This is a genomic window from Pararhizobium qamdonense (genome assembly GCF_029277445.1).
Taxonomy (GTDB): domain Bacteria; phylum Pseudomonadota; class Alphaproteobacteria; order Rhizobiales; family Rhizobiaceae; genus Pararhizobium; species Pararhizobium qamdonense.
This window is the reverse complement of the sequence record NZ_CP119567.1, coordinates 99,497-121,319: the sequence shown is the minus strand read 5'-3', so window position 1 is coordinate 121,319 and position 21,823 is coordinate 99,497. Positions and strand designations below refer to the sequence as shown.

Genomic DNA, 21,823 nt, shown 5'->3' with positions numbered 1-21,823 from the left:
GGCCCATTCGTGGCAGAAAAGGAATGGACCGCAAACTTTATTGCGGTTCGCGGTACGATGATCTTACTTGTACTGTTCGAGATCGGCAGCGGCCTTTTTCAGGGCATCCGCCGGTTCGGCCTTATCAGTGACGACAGCCTGAACCATTTCGATGATGACGTTCTGGAAGCCCTTATAGTCGGTGAAAAGCGGCTCCGGACCACCATAGGTGATGCCGTCGATAAAGGGCTTCCAATAGGGATCCTTCTTGACGAACTCATCGACCATCGGCGACGGCCGAAGCGGCGTCAGACCGGCGCCGCCCTGCAGCTCATATTCGCCCTGCGGGCCCGGCGAGGTGATGAATTTCGCAAATTCGATGGCTTTCTCCTCGACACCGGATCCCTTGAAGATGGCGAGGCTGTCGGTGATCAGCAACGTGCCTTCACCCTTGGCCGATGGGCCGAGCGGCAGAGGCGCAACGCCCCAATTGACCTTGGTGTCCTTGAGACGGACGGCAGCGCCCGAGCCGGCCTGGAGCATACCGATCTTGCCATCGAGGAAGATGGCACGCATCTCGTTCTGCTCGTAGGCAGTGGCGCCTTCGACCGAATAGGGCGTGATGTCCTTGTAGGCTTGGAGGGCTGCAAGAACCTCAGGACTGTCGATGACGATCTTGTCGCCGTCGATCACCTTGCCATTGTTGGTGTAAACCCAGTGCATGAATTGATGCATGGTATTGTCGAACGTCTTGGCCGGAAGACCGTAGCCGGCAATGCCGGTCTTTTCCTTGATCTGCTTGGCGAATGCGATCTCTTCGGCCCAGGTCTTCGGCGGGGTTTCGGGATCAAGACCGGCCTGCTTGAACAGATCCTTGTTCCAGTAGAGTGCCTTGGTCGAGAACGCGACCGGCACGCCCCACTGGTTATCGTCGAAGGTGACGGTGTCGGCGATGTGAGGATAATAGCTCTTTTTCTCCTCTTCGGTCATCGGCACCGGAACGATCAGGTCGTTCTGGGCGAATTCCTTCAGCGTGCGCGAGCCGACATAGGCCATGGCGACCGGCGTGCCGGCAACGGCAAGCGTCGTTGCCTTGTCCTGGCACTGGGCCCAGCCGACGACTTCCGGTGTGACTTTCCAGCCAGGGTTCTTCTCTTCCCACTGCTTGATATATTTCTCGTGGACCGGGTCCATCACGTCGCCGCAATAGATCCAGCTGATTTCCTGATCGGCCGCATGGGCGGTCATGGCGCCAAGCGCGGTCGAGCCGAGCAACGCCAGGGCGAGTATCCCTGTCTTGACATGAATTGACACGTTTGAAGCTCCCGTTTCTCTGGTGGTTGATTGCTTTTATTGTTTCACCGCGCCAGCGGTCAGCCCGCTGACGAGATAGCGCTGTAGGAAGAAGATCACGATGATGGCCGGGGCGATGCCGACGAAACTCGCCGCCATCAGTTCATTCCAGATCACTTCCTGCCGGCCGAAATAGGCAAACAGCCCAACCGGCAGCGGCATATATTCGCTCTTCGAGTTGAAGGTCAGCGCGAAGATGAACTGCTGCGCGTAGGACCCGATGAAGGTCGTAATCGCAACAACGGTGATGCCGGGCATGGCAATGGGGAGGATGACCCGGCGAAGCGTATAGAAATGGCTGGCACCATCGACAAAGGCCGCTTCGTCCAGCTCGCGGGGGATGCGCATCATGTAGGTGCGCAGCAGCCAGATCGCCGACGGGATCAGGAAGGCGACCCCCGGCACGATCATGGCGAAATAGGTATTCAGCACACCGAAGCTGCGCATCAGGCGAAACAGCGGGATGAGCAGGACGGCACCGGAAAACATGTTGACCGCCAGAAACGCGCCGAGCAGAAGCCCGCTGCCGCGAAACTGGAACCGGGCAAATGCATAGGAGGCCGGGATGACCAGGACGAGGACAATCGCAGTGACGATGATCGAGATGAAGAACGAATTGAAGATATAGCGGGCAAAGCCGGGAACGCTGACCCACATCGTCCGATAGGCGGCAAACGAGCCGTTTTCCGGCCAGAACCTGTAGGGCGAGGAAAACAACAATCCCAAAGGTTTCAGCGAGACCAGAAACCCTTCGACAAACGGCGCCAGAATGAATGTCAGGAACAGCAGGATACCGGCATAGATGGCGATCAGCTCATACCAGCGGTAACGGTTGATCATGGCAGGTTGCGTGCTCATCGGTTGGTTTCTCCCGCAGAAAGCCGGCTGGTCACCCGGAAATAGGCCAGGCAGAAAATCGAGAGGAAGATGCAGATCAAGACGGCGCGGGCTGCACCCTCGCCATACTTTTTCGAACCGATCGCGGTGCGGTAGGTATCGATGATCATCGTTGTCGTTTCGCCATTCGGCCCGCCTTGCGTCAGGATCCAGATAATGTCGAACGAATTGAACGTGGCGATCAGCGACAGCATCGACATGGTGATCAGCGATGGGATGAGCAGCGGCAGGGTAATGCGGCGAAAGCGGTAGAACCGTCCCGCCCCATCCGTCCACGCGGCTTCGTAGAGGTCCTGCGGCACGGCCTGCATGGCCGCCAGCATATAGAGCGTCACCAGCGGTACGCCGATCCACACGTCGGTGATGATGGTCGCCCAGAATGCCGTCGAGCCACGGGCGAGGAAAGCGATGGGGCCGTCGATAATGCCCCAGTTCTGCAGCACGCCGGAAATCATGCCGAACTGACCATTATACATCCAGCCCCACATGAAGATGCCGATGGCCATCGGCACGATCCAGGGCGGCATGGTCAAGACGCGAAACAACGCCCGGCCGGGAACGGCGGCATTCAGCATGCAGGCGCCGAAGACGCCGATGATCATCTTGAGCGCGACTGAAAAGAAGGTCCACACGAAGGTGCGGATGATGACCTCGGCAAAGGTGGTATTGAAGATCTTCTCATAGTTGATCCAGCCAACCCAGTTGGTGGTTTTCTTCAACGAGGCGTCGGTGAACGACAGGATGAACGTGTCCACCAGCGGATAGGCAACGATGACGACGACGTAGAGAACGGCTGGCAGCAACAGGATCCAGGCGAAGATGAGAGTGCTGCGTTGAACGTTCATCCCGCGCCCTCCCTATGCCGCACGCGCGTGGAGCGCCTCGTCAAAGCGGTCCCAGACCGGTCGCAGATCGACGACGGTGCGCTTGCGGCGCGCCTCGTCCATGGACAGCGCCAGGATTCCCGCCTCCAGTGCATCGATCGTGGAGACTGGCAGCGCCCGCCCATCGCGGACATGGCCGATAATGTCGGTGGCCATCTGTTCGTCAGCGCCGTAATGCTGTGACAGCGCTGTTGCCGCATATTTGTTTTCGACGACTTTTTGCCCGGTCAGCATCTCGTGGACATCGAAATAACCACGGATGAAATCCCCTTCGGCCATGCCACGCGACCCCATGATGCAAAAACGGCGGAACTGGTCGGGGACATTCAAATTGGTATGGAAATTCATGCCGACGCCATTGGCATATTCGACAATTGCCACTTGGTAATCGATGATATCGCCATCGCTGTCGAACACCTTGTCGGAGCCCATCCAGCCGCTCGGCTTGCGATGAAAGAGCTCGAGATCGTTGATCCCCTCGCGGGCCGGATCGTTTTCGGGAATGAAGCTCTTGCGGCCGCCGAAGCTTGCCACCCGCTCGGGCCGCGCGCCGATAATGCCATTGTAGAGATCAAGGTCGTGGCAGCATTTTTCCAGCATGAAACTGCCGGAATAGCGTTCGTAGCGGCGCCAGTCGCGCATGAAGAAGGCGCCGTGATAGGGCTCGATATGCTCGGACGCCTCGATCGAAACAATATGCCCAAGCGTTCCCGCCGCCTGCGCTGCACGCAGGTCCCGGTACATCGGTGCATAGCGCAGCACGAGGCCGACCATCAGCCGTTCATGACCGTATTTTGCCATCAGGCGGGCAAGTTCGATGCTTTCCTCAACCGTGGTGACAATCGGCTTCTCACTAAAGACCTTCAGGCCGGATTCAAGGCCGGTACGGATATGATCGAGATGCAGGTGATTGGGCGAGCCGATCATCAGGAGATCAAGTTTCTCATTGGCAATCAGCTCTTCGGGGGTCGCGTAAGCCGTGCCGGCAGAAATGCCTTTTTCAATAAGGCCAGGCAAACCGGCAGGGTTCGGATCGACATAACCGGCGATCTCGAAGCTCTCATCCATGGCTTTGAAAACATAACCCAGATAGCCCAGACGGAATCCGAGCCCGATAATGCCCACTTTCATATTCCGGTATTCCCCGTTTATTGTCGTAATTTATTTTCTTAGACTGAGGCAGATTTTCAAACCCGTCAACCGGAATCAGCAAAATTACCATTTTTATGAAATTCATTTTCATGAAGTCTGATGTTCGGCATGTCTTCACAGAGAGATCGGACCCAACCGCAGCCGCTGTATCCTTGAGTTGAAGGCACGTTTGAGCCCGCGCCGGAGAGCACCTGCGGCGAGATTTACCTCTGTCATGTCAGAATGCTTACAGTGACAGCGTGTGGAGAATGACCGGCCCGCTCTTCGGCAGCCTCTATTGTCCGTTGACTAGCGCCAGGACGAGCTGGTGAACATTGCCACCATTGCTGAGCTCGGCCCGGTCGAAATCCCGGCTCTGCTGCCTCTGGGCGCGGGACAGTTCGCCGAGCCGTGCGGTGAGGTCCGCACGGATTTTCTGGCATTGGGGATCATCAGGGGCCGTCAGGCCAACAGAGACCGCCTCGATCTTCTTCACCATATCCTTGATGAGATCGCCGTGCACGCGTTCGTGCTGGCGTACGCCCGAGATGAACGTGTCCCAGCTTTTTTGGACAGGTGCCGGCAGGCGCTCGGCAGGCTTTGGCAGCCTATAGGTTATGATGAGCTCTGGCCGTGCGACGGTCAGAACACAGGCATTGCCCTGCGGTTCGTATTTCCGGGTCCAGGTCAGCTTGAAATTGGTAAAGGCGATGGCACGGCCGATACCCGCTTTCGGGCCACGTTTGCCAATCGAGGCATAGAGTTCGGCGCCGGTCTTACCAGTGACCGGATAGGCCTGCACATTTTCGATCGCCTGCCATTCCGCTTTTCCCATATCTGGCAACAGGACAACGCCGCCCATCAACAAGCTCAGGAACAGGATCGGCTTTATGGTGCTTTCAAATTTGCGCTTCATTGTTATCCCTGCTTACGATCCGGCCCTTGAGATTGCCGCCGCTGATTGTGAACCTGCACCCGAGGCAAAGAGCTGAGCGTCAATCATCCGCATCGTCTTCGTCCAGCCGCGTCGCCATCATATCGAGGTCATCGGCGACTTTCTTGCGGTTGAGCAGGCCGCTATCCTCCAACATTTCAATGTCTGGTAGATCACGCAGCGTATCGAAGCCGAAAGCGGACAAGAAGGACGGGGTCGTGACATAGGTATAAGGCGCGCCGGGCGTCGGGCTGCGGGGGCCGGACGTAATCAGTTTTGCCTGGCGCAGGCCGGCGATCGTGTCGCGGCTGACTTCCTTGCCGAACATCGTCGATAACTCGCTGCGCGTCACCGGCTGGTAATAGCCTATCGCAATCAGGATCATGGCTTCCTGCTGGTTGAACCCTGCCATCGGTTGAGTGGCCGCGCCAGAGGCCCGGATCGCCGTTGCATAGGCGGATCTCGTCCTATGGTGCCAACCGCCCGCGACGGCGACCAGATCGTAAGGCCGCCCGCGCAACTCCTCGCGAATGTCATCGATGATCAGGTCGATATTGCATTCCGGACCGACGACACGGGCAAGCGTGGCGCGATCAACGGGCGTGGCGGAGGCGAAAATCACTGCCTCGATGCGGTTCATCCACTCCCGCCAGCGTAACGCCGGCGGCAGGGAAGACAGGTCGCGATCAAACAGCACCGCGTCCTGCCCTGCGCCCTTCTTTCTGCGTCCGCCGCTGCTGGCAATATCGGATCCGGACATGGTCACAAGCCGTAAATCCGGAAGGTGGAGCGTCCCGACAGTTCGCGCACGCCGCCCAGCGTTTCCAAGCGCTCGAACAACCGGCGGCTCGCCCAGCGGGACAGATTGCCGTTGGCCGCAGAAGCCGACAGCGCATCCTCAGCCAGCAATTGCCGGAAGACCGTTTGCGCGCCCTTGGTCCGCACCTTGGGCGCGACGGCCAAAAACTGCGCGGCACGGCGTTCGGTTTCAACCGCCTGGCGCAAGGCCTCCCGGACGCCCTGGATCAGAGCGAGACAAACCGACCGGGGAAACGCCTCGTCATCGGGTTTGATGCGCCCTCTTCCCGCCGTCATCCGGAAGGCTGCGTCGTATCGTTGCGCCATCAACAGGGGAACGGGCCTTTGCCAATTGAGCTTTTTCGCCATAACCAGATCCGCCAGCCACCAGGCCAGGATTTCTGCATCCGGCCGAAGACGGCACACGGTCGTGACCAGCCCGGCAACGGCAAACGGTGCCGCCTGCGCATTCTGGCCCAGATCATGCGCAAGACCGGAAAACTGCGCCAGCGTATCGTCCCACTTCATCGCGAAGAGATCCGCGAGATCGCGCAGCGTTTTTTCGTCAAGCAGTCCGTCTTCTTGTGTACTAGACACCGATAGTTTTCTATAGGCCAAGAAGATATTGCCGGCCGGTCCCGCATCGCCCCCTGGTGCACGCAACAGCACGGCATCGCGCAGCGCCGCGTCGTCTTCCGTTCTCCCGCTGAGCCGCACGGCAGCGGCCGCACATTTCAGCGCAAGACGCTGGCGCCAGACGCCGGACCAGACAGGCTCCGACCGCACCAGCTGATCCAAGCTACTCAGTGCTGCCCCGGACAGAAACACGACATCGGCATCGCTCATTTCGCCGGAAGGCTTGACCCAGCCGGGAATGACGGGCGTAGCAATCGGCGGGACAGGCTTTGACGCTAATTTCGAATCCATGCGAAAAGCATAGGAGATAAGGGCGGTTGTCACTAGAACGAATATTGAAACCGCACAGCATGTTTTGAAAACTGGAACATCAGGTTTCAGACCGGGCTGAGATCATAGCCATTAGATCGGACAAGGCCGGCAAGCCATCTCCAGCCAGGCTGCCTATTGACCCTACCCCACCGGCAAGACGACGACAGCCCGCAAGCCAGGATCGTTGGGCGACAGCACGATATCTCCGCCATGGTGGCGCACGATCGCTCTGGCGATCGATAGGCCAAGGCCGACGCCTCCGGTTTCCCGGTTTCTCGATGTCTCCAACCGGTAAAACGGCATGAAAACCTGCTCGAACTGATCCTCAGGAATACCTGGCCCATCGTCCTCGACGAGGATCTCTATCGAGTCTGGCAGCCTGCTGACCTTCAGCGAGGCCTTGCCGGCATATCTCAGCGCGTTTTCGATCAGGTTTCGAAGTGCGCGCTTGAGATTATCCGGACGGCAGCGATAGCTGATGCGTTCGCTTTCCTGGAACGTGACGTCATGACCGAGTTCGGCGAGATCATCGCAAAGACTGCCCAAAAGCGCGGCAATATCGATCTTGCGCGTTTCCTCAGCTGTCGCTTCGCTTTTCGCAAAGGACAGCGTTGCCTCCGTCATGGCCTGCATCTCATCGACAGTCGCAAGGATCTTGCCCTGCAATTCCGGATCGCTGACGAATTCGGCCCGAAGGCGAAGGGTGGTGAGCGGCGTGCGCAGATCATGGCCGATCGCTGCCAGCATCTTCGTGCGATCATCGACAAAACGGCGCAGCCTCATCTGCATGCCGTCAAAGGCCTCGTAAAGCTGCCTTATATCTTCTGGTGCACGCGGCGGAGACAGCTGAATGGCCTCGCCGCGGCCCAGCGCTTCTGCCGAAATGGCGAGACTGCGCAAGGGACGGGCGATCTGGCGGGCAACGAAGACACCGATAACGCTCAGAATAATCGCCGTGATCCCCATCGAGAGCAGGGATTGCATGCCCCAAAGGCCAGGCTTTGCAGGCTTGTAATAGACCGCATTGAGCCAGGTGCCGTCATTGACGGGTTGCACAATGCCCATGCCTTCCTGACCGGAGAAGTGCAGGAAGCGCGCGTTTGCAATGTCGGGATCGGATAAGAGTGGTTGCCAATCCGAAACATCGGGATCGCCCAGCGCCACTGGCCGGCTGCCGGATGGCATGGTGAATCCGTCAAGACCCTGCGAGCGGATCAGGTCTTCGATAGGAATGCGCAAATGAGATTGCGCTGTTTCGTACCACGCGCGTGCGTCATTTGCCGGATCACGATCCGATAGCCAGAAGCGTGAATTGCCCACCGAACCCGCCAGGAGAACATTCTGCCGCATGTCCGGTGCAACCTCGGCCAGCATGCTCGATAATGCGTCTGTGCGGGCTATGAATTCGCTTTCGATCGTCTGCCGGATCGCTGTTTCGCGCTGCCGCGATGAGATCATGAAGGCGACCGTTTGCCCAACGAGAAGCGCGCCCAAAATGAACACGATGAATTGACCCGCTAAGCTCCTCCTCCACAACGGCACCTTCATTGCACGCTCACCTCCACGGAGAGGCTGTATCCGCCGCCCCAATGGGTTTGAATGATGACCGGGTTTTTAGGGTCCGGCTCGATTTTCTTGCGCAACCGGCTGACTTGGTTGTCGATACTGCGATCGAAAGAATCCGCCGTGCGCCCGACCGTCAGGTCCAGCAATTCGTCACGCGTGAGCACAGAATGAGGATGGTCTAGGAAAACCTTCAGCAGGCGGAACTCGGCCGTACTCAGTGCCACCCCCAGTCCGTCACGGGACTGAAGTTCCCGCCGGCGCACATGCAGGCGCCAATTATGGAAATCGATGATCTGATTTTTCGCCACTTCCCTTGGCGCCGGTGCGTTGGTGGCGGTCCGGCGCAAAACCGCCCGGACGCGGGCGAGCAGTTCGCGCGGATTGAAGGGCTTGACCAGATAGTCGTCCGCCCCAAGCTCCAGCCCGATGATCCGATCGGTCTCGTCAGCCATGGCCGTCAAAAAAATGATGGGAAGCTGGTTGCCGCTTCGAAGCTGCCGGCAGACCGACAAGCCGTCCTCACCCGGCATCATGATATCGAGAATGATCAGGTCGGCTGCGCCACGTTCCAATATTCTGCGCAAGGCAGCACCGCTTTCCGCGACGCTCACTCGAAAGCCGTGCTGGGACAAATAGGCACCCACAAGATCGCGAATGTCGCGATGATCGTCAACGACGACAATGTGAGGTTCGTTGCTCATTACCGGGCCCGTTGGTTGAGAACCGCACTATATCGCCGCACGGAAATGCAGGCACTCAAAAAATTGTAATAAAGTGTCACAAGCTTGCTGCGGTGCAACAAATTTGGGCGGTGGAAACAAAATATTACAGACTGGAACGTCTCTGGCACATCTCTGCGACAAACGGCGGCTAGCGTGGCCGCACAAGAGCTCTTTTAAGGGCTTTTTCCCGGACAGGCCATTCAGAAAACCGGTCCGTATCAACGAACAACGCTGCTTAAACGAGGATTTCCAATGATCGCGCGACGAATGCCCCTCCATTTTGCCGCAGCCCTCTTGATAACGGCCAGCCTGGCTGGCTGCAGCGACGAACAGGCGGCCGCACCCAGGCCAGCACCTGCCAAAGTACAGGTGAGCGCGCAAACACTTCGCCCGCAAACGGTGACATTGACCGCACAATTGCCGGGCCGCACAAGCGCTCATATGGTGTCTGAAGTGCGACCGCGTGTCGGCGGGATCGTCCGCACCCGGAACTTCGACGAGGGTAGTGATGTCAAAGCCGGTGACATTCTCTATGAGCTGGATCCGGCCCCGTTCGAAGCCGCCTTTCGAAATGCTGAAGCGGCCCTGCAGCGCGCAAATGGTGCCATTCCCAGCGCCACGGCCCGCCTTGAGCGCTATATGAATTTGACCACGCGCAACGCCGTCAGCCAACAGGACCTGGACGAGGCGCAGACCACCATGCTGCAGGCGCAAGCCGACGTTGCCGCAGCCGCTGCGGCGCTGGAGACAGCACGGATCAATCTGGAATATACCAAGATCCGCGCGCCGATCGACGGCCGCATCGACGCGTCGAGCGTCACGCCGGGCGCGCTCGTCACTGCAGATCAGGCGACGGCACTCGCGACGATCCGGCAGCTTGCCACGATCAATGTCGATGTCGTTCAATCCAGCGTCAATCTGTTAAATTTGAAGAAAGCTGTCGCGGAAAACCGGATCACCACGAATGGCGGATCCGTGACCGTCGAGTTGCTTTTGGAGGACGGGTCGCGCTACCCGCATCCCGGCAAACTGCAGTTCGCAGGCTCGTCCGTGTCCATGACGGCCGGCACTGTTTCGACGCGCGCGCTCTTTCCCAATCCGGATGGATTGCTGATGCCGGGCATGTATGTCCAAGCCATCGTCGAGGAAGGCATACGCGAAAAAATCTTCCTTCTGCCGCAACGCGGCGTGTCGAGAAACCCAAGGGGCGAGGCAACCGCCAAATTCGTCAATGCGGAGAGCAAGATCGAGGAGCGGGTTATTGCCGTCGATCGCAGTATAGGCAACAGCTGGCTGGTCAGCGGCGGCGTCGCAGATGGTGATCGCCTCGTGGTGGAAGGCTCGCAGCGGGCGCGCGCCGGTCAGGATGTCGAGGTGAGTGCGGTCCGGATCGATGATCGGACCGGTGCTGTGGTGGCCATTACGGAAGGCGCCGACAAACCCGCCGCTCAGGCAAACAGCAACAGCCCTTCACCCGGCATTTCCCTCGCCACGGCCCGCTAGGATTAAGACATGTCGCGCTTTTTTATCGATCGCCCAATCTTTGCCTGGGTCCTTGCCATTATCGTGATGCTCGCAGGCGCCCTGTCGATCACGACGCTGTCGATTTCCCAATATCCGCAGATCGCCCCCACAACCATTCGCATCACGGCGAACTACCCCGGTGCCGATGCCGAGACGGTCGAAAACTCGGTCACCAAGATCATCGAACAGGGCATGACCGCCCTCGACAACCTCTCCTACATCACGTCCAACTCGACCTCGACAGGCCAGGCGTCCATCACATTGACCTTCGACAATGAGGCCGATGCGGACGTGGCGCAGATGCAGGTGCAAAACAGTCTGCAGCTCGTCCAGGGGCGGTTGCCCGACGCCGTACAAAATAGCGGCCTCACCGTCGCGAAATCCGGCGCTGGCTTCTTCATGATCGTGTCCTTCATGTCGACGGACGGAAAGCAGACGGTCAATGACCTCGCCGATTTCATCGATAATTCGCTTAACGATGCGCTGCGCCGCGTGCCGGGGATCAGCGACACGCAGCTGTTCGGCTCGCGTTATGCCATGCGTATCTGGCTCGATCCGGACAAACTGGCAAAATATCAGCTGATCGTCAGCGACGTCACTGACGCGATCGAGGACCAGAACAGCCAGGTCTCGGCCGGGCAATTGGGGGACCTGCCGCAAAGACAGGGACAACAGCTGAACGCCAGCGTTACCGCCGGCAGCAGCTTGCAGACCAAGGAGCAATTCGAAGCCATCATTCTCAAGAGCGAGAGCGACGGTGCCGTCGTTCAGCTGAGAGATGTCGCAACTGTCGAACTGGGTGCCGAGAGCTATTCAACAAGCAGTATCTATAACGACCTCGCCGCCGGCGGCATTGGTCTGCGGCTGACCGCCGATGCAAACGCGATCGAGACCGCAAAGGCCGTGAAAACGGTCATCGAGCAGCAGTTGAGCAGCTTCCCTGCCAATGTGCAGGTGGAATACCCCTACGATACAGCACCTTTCGTGCAGCTCTCGATCGAAGGGGTGTTCAAAACGCTCGTCGAAGCCGTCGTGCTCGTGTTCATCGTCATGTTCCTTTTCCTTCAAAATCTACGCGCGACGTTGATTCCCACGCTGGCAATTCCCGTCGTGCTTCTCGGAACCTTCGGCGTGCTGGCGCTCTTCGGCTATTCGATCAACACATTGACCATGTTCGGCATGGTGCTGGCCATCGGCCTTCTGGTTGACGATGCCATTGTCGTGGTCGAAAATGTCGAGCGCGTCATGGAAGAGGAGGGATTGGGGCCGCGCGAGGCAACCATCAAGTCGATGGGGGAAATCAGCGGCGCGCTCGTCGGCATCACCACGGTGCTCTCGGCCGTCTTCATCCCGATGGCCTTCTTCTCCGGCTCCGTCGGGGTCATCTACCGGCAGTTCTCGATCACCATCGTCACCGCAATGCTTCTGTCCGTTCTGGTGGCGCTCGTGCTCACCCCGGCGCTCTGCGCGACGATGTTGCGCAAGCCGAAACATCACGCGGACAAGAACGCCTTTTTCCGCTGGTTCAACCGGAGTTTCGAACGCTTCACGCAGGCTTATAAAAGCTGCGTGAATGTCCTGATCCGGCGCATGGCATTCTCTCTGATTTTGTTTGTGGCGCTTTTGGCAGGCACCGTCACGCTGTTGGACCGGTTGCCGACCGGCTTCCTGCCGCAAGAGGATCAAGGCCGTATCTTTTCGAGCATCCAGCTTCCACCGGGGGCAACGGCCGATCGAACCCGCAAAGTGCTTGACACCGTGATTGAACACTTCCGCACACAGGAAGCGGACTACGTCACCGGCGTGTTCGGTATTGTCGGCTTCAACTTCACAGGCCAGGGCCAGAATGTTGCGATCGCCTTCGTCGAGCTCAAGAATATGGAGGCGCGCGTAGGCCCGGAAGCCAGCGCACAAGCGATCGTCAGACGTGCCATGCGCGCTTTGGCACCGATCCGGGATGCCAATGTCGTCACCCTCAATCCTCCCGCCATTCAAGGTTTCGGCAACTCGGCCGGTTTCGACTTCTTCATTCGCGACAACCAAAATGCCGGTCACACGGCGCTGATGGAGGCTCGAAACGAGTTGCTCGGCCTTGCACGCCAGAGCGATCTTCTCTCCGGAACACGTCCGAACGGTCTGGAGGACACACCACAATATTCCATCTTCATCGACCGCAGCCGCGCAAGTGCGCTTGGCCTCAATCTCAGCGACATCGATTCAACGCTTTCGACCGCTTGGGGCGGTAATTATGTCAACGACTTCATCGATCGCGGCCGCGTCAAACGGGTCTATGTGCAGTCGCACGCGGATTTCCGCATGCAAACGGAGGATTTCGACCGCTGGCATGTCCGAAACGATCGTGGCGAGATGGTGCCATTTTCAGCCTTCGCAACCGGAAAATGGACCTATGGTTCTCCGCGGCTGGAGCGTTACAACGGCGCCTCGGCCGTCCAAATCCAGGGAGCAGCAGCCGCCGGCGCGAGCTCCGGCCAGGCCATGGTCGAAATTGACCGGATGATGGAGCAACTCCCGCCGGGATTCACCCATGACTGGACGAGCCTTTCGGCGCAGGAACGCCTGTCGGGCAACCAGGCCCTCCAGCTCTACGCCATCTCCGTCCTCGTCGTCTTTCTCGCCTTGGCGGCGTTGTACGAAAGCTGGTCTATCCCCTTTTCCGTCATGCTGGTGGTGCCTGTCGGGATCTTTGGAGCTTTGGCGGCGGCGACGCTGTTTGGGCAGGCCAATGACGTCTATTTCAAAGTCGGCCTTTTGACCACGATCGGCCTCGCCGCCAAAAACGCGATCCTGATCGTCGAGTTTGCAATTGCCCAACAGCAAGCTGGAAAACCGTTGCTTGAGGCGACGCTGGAAGCCTCACGCCAGCGCCTGCGGCCGATCCTGATGACCTCCTTCGCGTTCATCCTCGGTGTTCTGCCGCTGGCGATCGCGACCGGAGCCGGCTCAGGCAGCCAGAACTCGATCGGTATCGGCGTGATGGGCGGTATGATTTCCGCCACCTTCCTCGGCATCCTGTTGATCCCCGTTCTGTTCTTCGCAACCCGGTGGATTTTCAAGGGACGCCAGAAGCAAGCAGCATCTCCCGACCATTCGGGCGTAGCAGCGCCGGCGGAATGACGGCACCATAGCGGTCATCCCCTCTCCCTTCGGTGAAAGGGGATGGCTTTTTGACAAAGACGATGGCCGCAGCGATGCGGCCATCGTCTGTTTGCGTATAACGTCATTTTTCCAGGTGTTTTGCAGTCAGCCAACGACATAAGCGAGAAGCCAAAATGCCTGGTCCCGGTGCTCGCAGGGAACTTGTATGTCTGAACCGTGCCTAAGGGGATGTGCGGAAGACGGCCCGCAGTCCGGTCGTTGGCGACCGCTTGCTGGCTCTGATCCTTCGGCCGCTTTTGAAGCCCCAAACCTGAATAATCGACGGAGGCGGTGGCAGCCAACCTCGCATCACAGGAAGAGGCACGCCGCGATGCCATCGGATGCAATATCGCCAAAGCGCCTTTGGATTCATTCGAAAGCGCCCTCAGTCGCCATGCCCAGATCGGCGATGCGCCTACAGCGGTTGCCGTTTGGCTCGATGGTCTTGGCGACGGCAAGGTCCAGATCGTCCTTGAGACGACGGCGCTATGATCGGTCGTCCGTTTGGCGCTCTTAGCCGGGCAGTTTAAGTCTGAATGAGACGTGTGGCCGGATAGGCGCCGGATTACCGGATGTCCTCCGATCAAACCTGAGGAGGGCAGAGACTTGTGACCGCTTTTGCCAGAAACTCCGCTACATTCTCGTCGGCATGGCGCAGAGACGATCGTGTGCGATCCACCGGACAGGCTTGGCCTTCAGCCTTTGACCCGGTAAAGGAGAAGGCCGCATTCACGCGGCCACCTCCCCTGTTCAATTGCGATGTCTGCGCGCTCACTTGCCGTGCAGCGCAGACATCAGCCTCGGTTTGCGCAGGGCCTGCTAATGCCCAGGCCCCGCAGCTATTTTCGCCCCGGCTTACCCGTCCGAGCCCGGGGCCTGATCCCTGCCTCAAAACTCCTCCCACTGGTTTTCCTTCAGCGCCGCGTTGCCGTTAAAGGCTTTGGCGATGCGGCTGGTGAGCTTGTAGGGGGTGGGGGCAACGGCTGCGTGCCTTGTGTTGTCGGCGAGCATGGCGGCCGGTCTCTTCGCTGCCTGGCCGCCGAGCTGGAACTGGCCGATCAGCTCGCGCAGACGTCCGGCTTCGCTGGCAAGCGTGGCGCTGGCCGCGTTGCTTTCCTCCACCATGGCCGCATTCTGCTGGGTCACCTGGTCCATCTGGTTGACCGCCGTGTTGACCTCGGCCAGGCCGATCGATTGTTCCTTGGCGGAGGTCGCGATTGCATCCATATGGCCGTTGATGACGACGATGTAGTCCTCGATGGTCTTGAGCGATTGTCCGGTCTCGCTGACCAGCCGGACGCCGCTTTCGACTTCCACCGATGAGCTGGAAATCAGGCCCTTGATCTCCTTGGCGGCCTGCGCGGACCGCTGCGCCAGTTCGCGCACCTCCTGGGCGACGACGGCAAATCCCTTGCCGGCCTCACCGGCACGCGCCGCTTCGACGCCGGCATTCAAGGCGAGCAGGTTCGTCTGGAACGCGATCTCGTCGATCACGCTGATAATGTTGGTGACCTGGCGCGACGATTGCTCGATCTTGTGCATGGCCTCGATCGCATCCGTGACGATCTGACCGGAATGCTTGGCGCTCTTGTTGGCTTGAACAGCGACATTGCGGGCCTCATCGACGCGGCCAAACGAATGCGTCACATTGGTGGTGATCTGGTCGAGCGCTGCGGCGGTTTCCTCGAGCGATGCGGCCTGCTGCTCGGTGCGCTTGGCAAGATCCTCGGCACTCTGGCTGATTTCCCGGGTACCGCCGTCGATATGCCCGGTGGAAAGCGCAACCGCCTGCAGCGTGTCCGCCAGCTGGATGACGGCGGCGTTGAAGTCGGAACGCAGGCTTTCATAATCCGGTGCAAAGCGCTCTTCGAGCTTGAACGACAGATCGCCGCCTGCCAGATATTTGAGGCCGCTGGCCAGACCGGAGGTCGCCTGCGCCATTTCTTCAGACCGGATCCGGTCGGTTTCCGCCTTGCGCTTGCGGTCTTCCTCGGTCAGGTTGCGGCTTTCCTGCGCTTCCTCCTCCAGCCGCCGGTTGGCCAGGGCATTGATCCGGAACACTTCGACGGCTGCCGCCATCTCGCCGATCTCGTCGGCCCGGCCGGCAAAGGGGATTGGCGTCGCCGCATCGCCACCGGCGAGCTTCTTCATCGAAGCAGTGATGGTTTCGATCGGCCGGGCAACACCGGAAAACGCAAACCAGATGACACTGACAATCATGATCAGGCACAGCGCCACCGCGATCGACGATATGGCAAAGATCCGGCTGAAAATCTCCTGGGCCTGATCGTGGGATGTCTTGGAGCCGGCAACATTCAGGTCAACGATCTTTTCGATGCCCGAGGCGATCTGTTCGGAGACCGGCTCCATCGATCCATACATGAAGGCCTGCGCTTCCTCGTTGCGGTTGGCGCGCGATAGAACCAGAAGGTTCTCTCCGGCTTTCACATAGTCATCGAATTTGCCGCGCACATCGCTGAGCAACACTCTTTCCGCATCTTCCGAAATGAAGGTTTCGTAACGCGCGGCCTGCGCTTCGAAATTCTTGCGCTCGGTCAGGATCGCCTGTTCGGCCTCGCCCTGGCGGGTCGCATCGATCGAGAGGATGTGGTTCTTGTAGCTGATCTGGACATTGGCAAGGGCTGCATCCATCGCTTCGGAATATTGCACGCTGGGCAGCCAGTTCTCGGCCATTTCCTCGATATTGTTGTTGATCGTCTGCAGCCCAGCCAGCGAATAGACCGCAAAAGCGGCAACGATGGCGGCAAGCAGGCACAGGCTCGATATCAACGCAGTCTTAATTCTGGGACGTCTCATGGCGCATTCCTTGAAATCTGAAGTTCCAACAAATTGCCCACCAGTCCAAATCATTCGTCCAAGGCAATGAAGAGCGAATACATCCCGCCTGAAGCGGCTATACCGGCCAAACTGCTTAATTCGCCCATCACACGCACGCCCCAGCGCATGGCAATATTCGACCCCATCCGATCAAATTGGGTCGCATCCAAAAAGGCAGCATGCTGAGGTTGAAGACACAGCGTAAGCAGCAACGAACGGTTTAGCCGGGTAAGGAGAGGGGTATTGCGGCCTTGCGAATCGGCGGCAGCGTCCCCGGCCGCGATCGGGTCCGGTAAACGCATCCCGGATGCCTGGAAAATGAAAACGCACAGCTGCTATCCGCAGCAATGCTCGGCCCGTCACAGTGCAATCACACGTGCCTTTGACCGCTTGAAAAACGGCCCGGAAAAACCAGGAATTTGGAATTACTAACCGAAGATTTACGGTGCCATTGGACCCGGCAGCTCATCGACGGGAACAGCGGCCGCAGCTGCATCGGCAGCGCGCAAAACAAGCGCGAATTCGAGCGCCGCCATGGTTTCCACCAGGTCGACAAATTTCGGCAGCAACTCGACGGACCGTCCACCGGCCGCCTGAATGATCAGGAGGCCGTTTTTTTCGCTGCTTTCGATCAGCCGCCTCACATGCCCGCGGGAAACGCCGAGCGAGCGGGCAATCTCGCCGTAGGAGCACGAGACCGTTCGCTGCCCTGTGGCCTCCGCGTCTATCAGCGCAAGCCACAAGATGAACAGGATTTCCCGTCCGCCATTCTGATCAACAAAAAGGCTGTAAACCGGAATTTTCGGGGCAAACCGCCCACCTTCAGCGTAAAGCCGCAGGATTTCTGCGTAGAAATTTCCGATAAAACGCGGGTTTGAATGCAGCACATCTTCGTACTTGTGTTTCTCGGACAAGAGCTGCAGTGGCCGCAGCATTGCAACCGTGAAGGAGTGGGCAAGGGACAGTCCCCGCTCCGTCAATTCCAGCCGTTTCACCCGCCGGTCAAAGCTCACACTGTCTTGGCGGAGATAGCCGGAATGCACCATAAGGGCCACGAGAGCGGAGACCCGGTTCGGGCCGGAGAGATTATTCTGTGCCGAAAACAGCCGCAATTTCGACAGTGTGGCGCCCGAGCTCGGATCGGAGGCATCCCTGTTCAGACACAGGGCCAGCAGCGCCGCGCCGATCATGTAGCGGGTTTCCTCGCTGACAACCCTGACAAGCATGAAATTGCGGTGAAAAATCTCGATCGACAACTGCGCGAAGAGCCGCAGCGCAGCCTGAAAATTGTCATGCCGGTACACCGCCTTTGCGTCGTCAATAAACCATTTCGGCAAATCGATCGCGTCGATGTTCAAAGCACCGGCTTTGTCAGAAATACTCATGGTCTTGCTACAGAACTCCGTTGATTCCCAATCGGCGGGTTTGCGCTATACACATCTGCAACCAATTCCGGCAAGGCCGCCATCGGTCACGGCATGTGGGTTGCAAGCCAGATGTATGAACCGGCGCGCGGCGGCCGCCGAGCTGGTTTCGCGCCAGCGCAAGTCCACACCGAAATTTGCACCGTGCCTCCCCGTCCGGCGCGATGATCTGTATTCCAGTCTACGTCCGATTGTGTTTTAGCACATTATACATTAATGTCAGTCCGCAAAATTCCTGTTTGATATCGGGGAGGGCCTGCCAAACACGCGAGAGAGAGTCTTTAGATTTCTGTTTTGCAATGTCTACCGTTCTAGAATTCCGGCAAACCAGGCAGGTTGAACCATGGAGATTTCCTCAGCAATACCGCGTATCACCGCAGCAAGGCGTCGTTGGCCCATGCTGGAAGAGGTTATTTTGGCTGCATTCCTGCTGGGTGCCGCCATCTTCGCTGCTTATGAGTATAACATATTTTCGGACGCCCCCGACAAATCTGTGCACGAGCATGCCATCGATCTCGGCGAGGCGCTGATCCTTGCGCAGATCATGTTGGGCGGCCTGCTTTTGCTCTGCTGGAGGGTCGTTTTTCTTCAGCGCCGCGAAGTGGCGCGCCGGATCGAAGCCGAATCGCACGCCCATAGGCTTGCGCATCAGGATGCCCTGACGGGATTGCCCAACCGCCGCCAGTTCGATGAAGCTCTCAAGGCCATCCTGTCCAAACGGTCCAGAGCGACTGAACTTCACGCAGTCCTGCTTCTGGATTTGAACGATTTCAAACGCGTCAACGATGTCTACGGGCATGGCGCGGGTGACGATGTCCTCATCCATGTCGCCAAACGCCTGCAGCATGCGATCCGGCAACAGGATCTGGTGGCGCGGTTCGGCGGCGACGAATTCGCGATCCTGGCGCATCTGGGAACCGGTGAAGACGACGCCAAGGCCCTTGCGCTGCGGGTCATCCACGAACTGGACCAACCAATCACCGTCGGTTCCATCCAGCATCAGATCGGTGTCGCCATTGGCATCACGCTGCTGGCCCAAAACAGCGGCGACGCGCCCGAAATCATGCGCAAGGCGGATATCGCCCTTTACCGCGCCAAAGCCGAACCCGGTTCGGCACTTTGCGTTTTCGAAGCCGGCATGGATGCGCATGTTCGCGAACGCGACCTGATCGAGCGTGAATTCCGCACCGCCTTGAAACAGGGGACGATACAGCCGCATTACCAGCCCCTGATGAATCTGCAAACGGCCGATATTGCCGGCTTCGAAGCGCTTGCCCGCTGGAAGCACCCGAAACTCGGCAACGTGCCGCCGGATCGCTTCATCCCCATCGCCGAAAGCTGCGGTCTGATGAGCGAACTGACGGACCATCTATTGCGCCAGGCCGCGCAGGCGGCATGCCAATGGCCAAACGATATGACCTTGGCATTCAATATTTCGGCATCGCAACTGAAAGACCGGACCCTGGGCTTGCGCATTCTCTCCATTCTCGGAGAGGCCGGATTGCCGCCGTACAGGCTCGAAATCGAGATTACGGAATCGGCGCTGGTGCAGGACCTCGAAGGCGCGCAACAGGTGGTCGGCGCCCTGCGCGAAGCGGGCGTGCGCGTTGCATTGGATGATTTCGGCACCGGCTATTCCAATCTCTACCATCTGCGCAATTTCAAGGTCGACCGGATCAAGATCGACCGGAGCTTTATCGACAAGATGGAAGAGGATGCCGAAGCCTCCGCGCTGATCCGCGGTCTGATGGGATTGAGCCAGGGACTGGGTCTGAACGTCACTGTCGAAGGCATCGAGCTGCCCTCACAGGCCGCAGCGCTGCTGGCGCAGGGATGCCAGCAGGGACAAGGTTATCTGTTTGGCCGCGCCATGCCTGCCGCAGATGCCTTGGCCTATATCGCCAGGCATGAACCCAATATGGCAGTCCATAAATGAGCGCACGGTCCGGTGCATCCGGATCTTTTGGGTTCGCTCACGGCGTCTTTGAGTTGGCGCAGAGCAGCGAGAAATATGCCCGGAAAATGGTCTAAGCTTTGGCCATCCTGCGGTCGCTCCACAGCGTTGCGGCTGCCGCCCTCGCGGCGTCGAACGATTGCAGCGGGCAGGCTGGCATCGTCAGCAAGGCGGCTGCAGCCGTATCGACAATGACCGCCACAGCTGCATCGTCGCGCGCAGCACCGGTCCACACCGCATTCCAATATTCACGGCTGGTATAGGCAACGGGCGGGGTCACCGCCGCGATATTCCGGCGCGCAGCAATGCGCGTATCGAGCGGCTCACCGCCCACCAGCCTATAGAGTTCCGTGGCACGAAAAGGCGTGGCCTCCGCGAAATCGCGATTGCCGCCGAGGATCGACATATCGCGGACGCCGAGCAGCATCGCCGTATCGCGCATGATATCGCGCTGCGAGGACAGCGTGACGCCGAGCAGGCTTGCCGGCGCGCCCAGCGGGTTCAAGAGGCGCACGACCGCATTGACCGGCAGGCGCATTTCCAGAATGGAATAGAGCCCGAACAGGCTCTGGATCTGGGGCGAAGCTGCGCCGATTGGCAGATAGGCGATAGAACGGTTGGCAAGCGCCAGCTTTGCCTCGCTCAGCGATGCGCAAACCGGAATCCTGGCGGTTTCGGCTGCCAGTTCGAGCTTGCCGGCATCGGGTCCATGACCATAGTGACCGTGCAGGATGACCCTGTATCCGGCCTGGGCGACCAGTCGTGCCGCATGCAGGAACCACGGCGGGCTCCGGAGCCTTGGCGAAAGATAGGCCGGCCAGTCCAGATCCGCCAAGCCATCGGATGGCGCATAGACACCCACATGGCGGCGCAAGGCTTTCACAAAGCCCGCCATCTCCGCAGCGCTCGCACCCCGGTATTGCAAGATGGCCAGAAGCGCGCCGGCCTGCACCGGATCGGCCTCACCCGCAAGCACGATCGTCAGCGCGTCTTCGGCCTCTTCCACCGTCAGCGGGCGGCTTCGGCCGATGCCGTTTCCGGCGGTGGCGATGTATTTCGCAAGCCGTTTTTGCGGCTCTGCATTATGGCCGATGCGGGCGAGCTTGCGGGCAAAGGCTTCCGGTGGCGGCTCGCCTTGCAAAAGTGCGCTTCGGCGCACGGCAAGCGGCGGCGCGGCGATCAGCGGCGATCGTGTCCAGCCGTCGGCAACCGCTGGCGCGCCCGAAACCGGCATGGCAAGCGGCGCAAGGATCAGCTGCTCGGTTTCGGCAGCCAGCGCCCGCAGGCGCAGGCGCAGCCCCTCGGCGAGCGGCGTCGGCACGAGGCCCTTTGCCGTGCGCACAAAAAGCGGATCACCATACATGTCGCGCAATTGCCCCAGCATGCGGCTTACCGCCGAACTTTGCAGACCAAGACCGGCGGCGGCCTTCCCAACGCTCCCTTCCCGCAACAGCGCATCGAAGACCACGAGCAGGCGCAACTGGTTTGGACGGTCCAGTTTTCCCGCGCCGTCTTCGCGGTTCGCTTTTGCCATGTCACCATCCGATTTCACGCCGTCCAGCCTCTGCAAGTTGCGATAATTCGAATTTAGAACCGTTCGAAATCATCGTCATTGACCGCCCGTATACCGACTACATAAGTGGAACGGTTTCCTCAAGTTAAGACCACGAGGAATAACACAGATGTGAATGCAGGGGGCATCCATGACGGACGTG

At 59.1% G+C, this 21,823-nt stretch carries 17 protein-coding genes; 4 read left to right on the top strand and 13 right to left on the bottom strand.

From position 1 onward, the window contains the following. Positions 1–63 precede the first annotated feature (63 nt). The 9 genes from PYR65_RS21830 to PYR65_RS21790 all read right to left on the bottom strand — a co-directional run bounded on the left by PYR65_RS21830 (position 64) and on the right by PYR65_RS21790 (position 9,191). On the bottom strand, positions 64–1,293 hold the full coding sequence (locus PYR65_RS21830) for an ABC transporter substrate-binding protein (protein ID WP_060637571.1): 1,230 nt from the start codon (positions 1,291–1,293) through the stop codon (positions 64–66). A gap of 36 nt (positions 1,294–1,329) precedes the next feature. Next, entirely contained in the window at positions 1,330–2,190 is an 861-nt protein-coding gene (locus tag PYR65_RS21825) for a carbohydrate ABC transporter permease (RefSeq protein WP_276121556.1), read from the bottom strand. Beyond that, positions 2,187–3,074, bottom strand: coding sequence for a carbohydrate ABC transporter permease (locus PYR65_RS21820; RefSeq protein ID WP_276121555.1), 888 nt, complete (start codon positions 3,072–3,074; stop codon positions 2,187–2,189). Before PYR65_RS21820 ends, PYR65_RS21825 begins: the two co-directional genes overlap by 4 nt. Positions 3,075–3,086: 12 nt before the next feature. Then, positions 3,087–4,244: a Gfo/Idh/MocA family protein gene (locus PYR65_RS21815; RefSeq protein ID WP_276121554.1), complete on the bottom strand. Its 1,158-nt coding sequence runs from the start codon at positions 4,242–4,244 to the stop codon at positions 3,087–3,089. A gap of 295 nt (positions 4,245–4,539) precedes the next feature. Then, positions 4,540–5,106: a DUF922 domain-containing Zn-dependent protease gene (locus tag PYR65_RS21810; RefSeq protein ID WP_276121828.1), complete on the bottom strand. Its 567-nt coding sequence runs from the start codon at positions 5,104–5,106 to the stop codon at positions 4,540–4,542. A 133-nt stretch (positions 5,107–5,239) separates the two neighbouring features. Further along, positions 5,240–5,938: an SMC-Scp complex subunit ScpB gene (gene scpB / locus PYR65_RS21805; RefSeq protein WP_276121553.1), complete on the bottom strand. Its 699-nt coding sequence runs from the start codon at positions 5,936–5,938 to the stop codon at positions 5,240–5,242. A gap of 2 nt (positions 5,939–5,940) precedes the next feature. Continuing rightward, complete coding sequence (locus PYR65_RS21800) at positions 5,941–6,903, bottom strand: DUF1403 family protein (protein WP_276121551.1); 963 nt, start codon at positions 6,901–6,903, stop codon at positions 5,941–5,943. Between the two features lie 162 nt (positions 6,904–7,065). Continuing rightward, entirely contained in the window at positions 7,066–8,427 is a 1,362-nt protein-coding gene (locus PYR65_RS21795) for a HAMP domain-containing sensor histidine kinase (RefSeq protein ID WP_276121550.1), read from the bottom strand. A gap of 41 nt (positions 8,428–8,468) precedes the next feature. Then, entirely contained in the window at positions 8,469–9,191 is a 723-nt protein-coding gene (locus PYR65_RS21790; protein WP_060637566.1) for a response regulator, read from the bottom strand. A gap of 273 nt (positions 9,192–9,464) precedes the next feature. Here PYR65_RS21790 and PYR65_RS21785 point away from each other — a divergent pair, with 273 nt between their 5' ends. From PYR65_RS21785 to PYR65_RS21775, 3 genes are all read left to right on the top strand, one after another. Then, the gene (locus PYR65_RS21785) at positions 9,465–10,715 is read left to right on the top strand and encodes an efflux RND transporter periplasmic adaptor subunit (RefSeq protein ID WP_060637565.1); all 1,251 of its coding nucleotides are present in this window, start codon (positions 9,465–9,467) and stop codon (positions 10,713–10,715) included. A 9-nt stretch (positions 10,716–10,724) separates the two neighbouring features. After that, positions 10,725–13,871 carry an efflux RND transporter permease subunit gene (locus tag PYR65_RS21780; RefSeq protein WP_276121549.1) on the top strand — a complete coding sequence of 1,049 codons (3,147 nt, stop codon included), beginning with the start codon at positions 10,725–10,727 and terminating at the stop codon, positions 13,869–13,871. A 312-nt stretch (positions 13,872–14,183) separates the two neighbouring features. Beyond that, a complete protein-coding gene (locus PYR65_RS21775; RefSeq protein WP_276121547.1) occupies positions 14,184–14,384 on the top strand; it encodes a hypothetical protein in 201 nt (66 codons plus the stop codon). A 396-nt stretch (positions 14,385–14,780) separates the two neighbouring features. Here PYR65_RS21775 and PYR65_RS21770 read toward each other — a convergent pair whose 3' ends face one another. From PYR65_RS21770 to PYR65_RS21760, 3 genes are all read right to left on the bottom strand, one after another. Next, positions 14,781–16,709, bottom strand: a complete 1,929-nt coding sequence (locus tag PYR65_RS21770; RefSeq protein ID WP_276121546.1) for a methyl-accepting chemotaxis protein — start codon at positions 16,707–16,709, stop codon at positions 14,781–14,783. 50 nt (positions 16,710–16,759) lie between these two features. Beyond that, positions 16,760–17,032: a hypothetical protein gene (locus tag PYR65_RS21765; RefSeq protein WP_276121545.1), complete on the bottom strand. Its 273-nt coding sequence runs from the start codon at positions 17,030–17,032 to the stop codon at positions 16,760–16,762. Between the two features lie 138 nt (positions 17,033–17,170). Further along, the gene (locus PYR65_RS21760; protein ID WP_276121544.1) at positions 17,171–18,115 is read right to left on the bottom strand and encodes a helix-turn-helix domain-containing protein; all 945 of its coding nucleotides are present in this window, start codon (positions 18,113–18,115) and stop codon (positions 17,171–17,173) included. A 436-nt stretch (positions 18,116–18,551) separates the two neighbouring features. Between PYR65_RS21760 and PYR65_RS21755 the strand changes: the two genes are divergently transcribed. Next, positions 18,552–20,090 (top strand): putative bifunctional diguanylate cyclase/phosphodiesterase, encoded by a 1,539-nt coding sequence (locus PYR65_RS21755; protein WP_276121543.1) that lies wholly within the window; start codon positions 18,552–18,554, stop codon positions 20,088–20,090. Between the two features lie 91 nt (positions 20,091–20,181). Here the strand turns inward: PYR65_RS21755 and PYR65_RS21750 are convergent, their stop codons facing one another. Next, a complete protein-coding gene (locus PYR65_RS21750; protein ID WP_276121542.1) occupies positions 20,182–21,642 on the bottom strand; it encodes a glycosyl transferase family protein in 1,461 nt (486 codons plus the stop codon). Positions 21,643–21,823 lie beyond the last annotated feature (181 nt).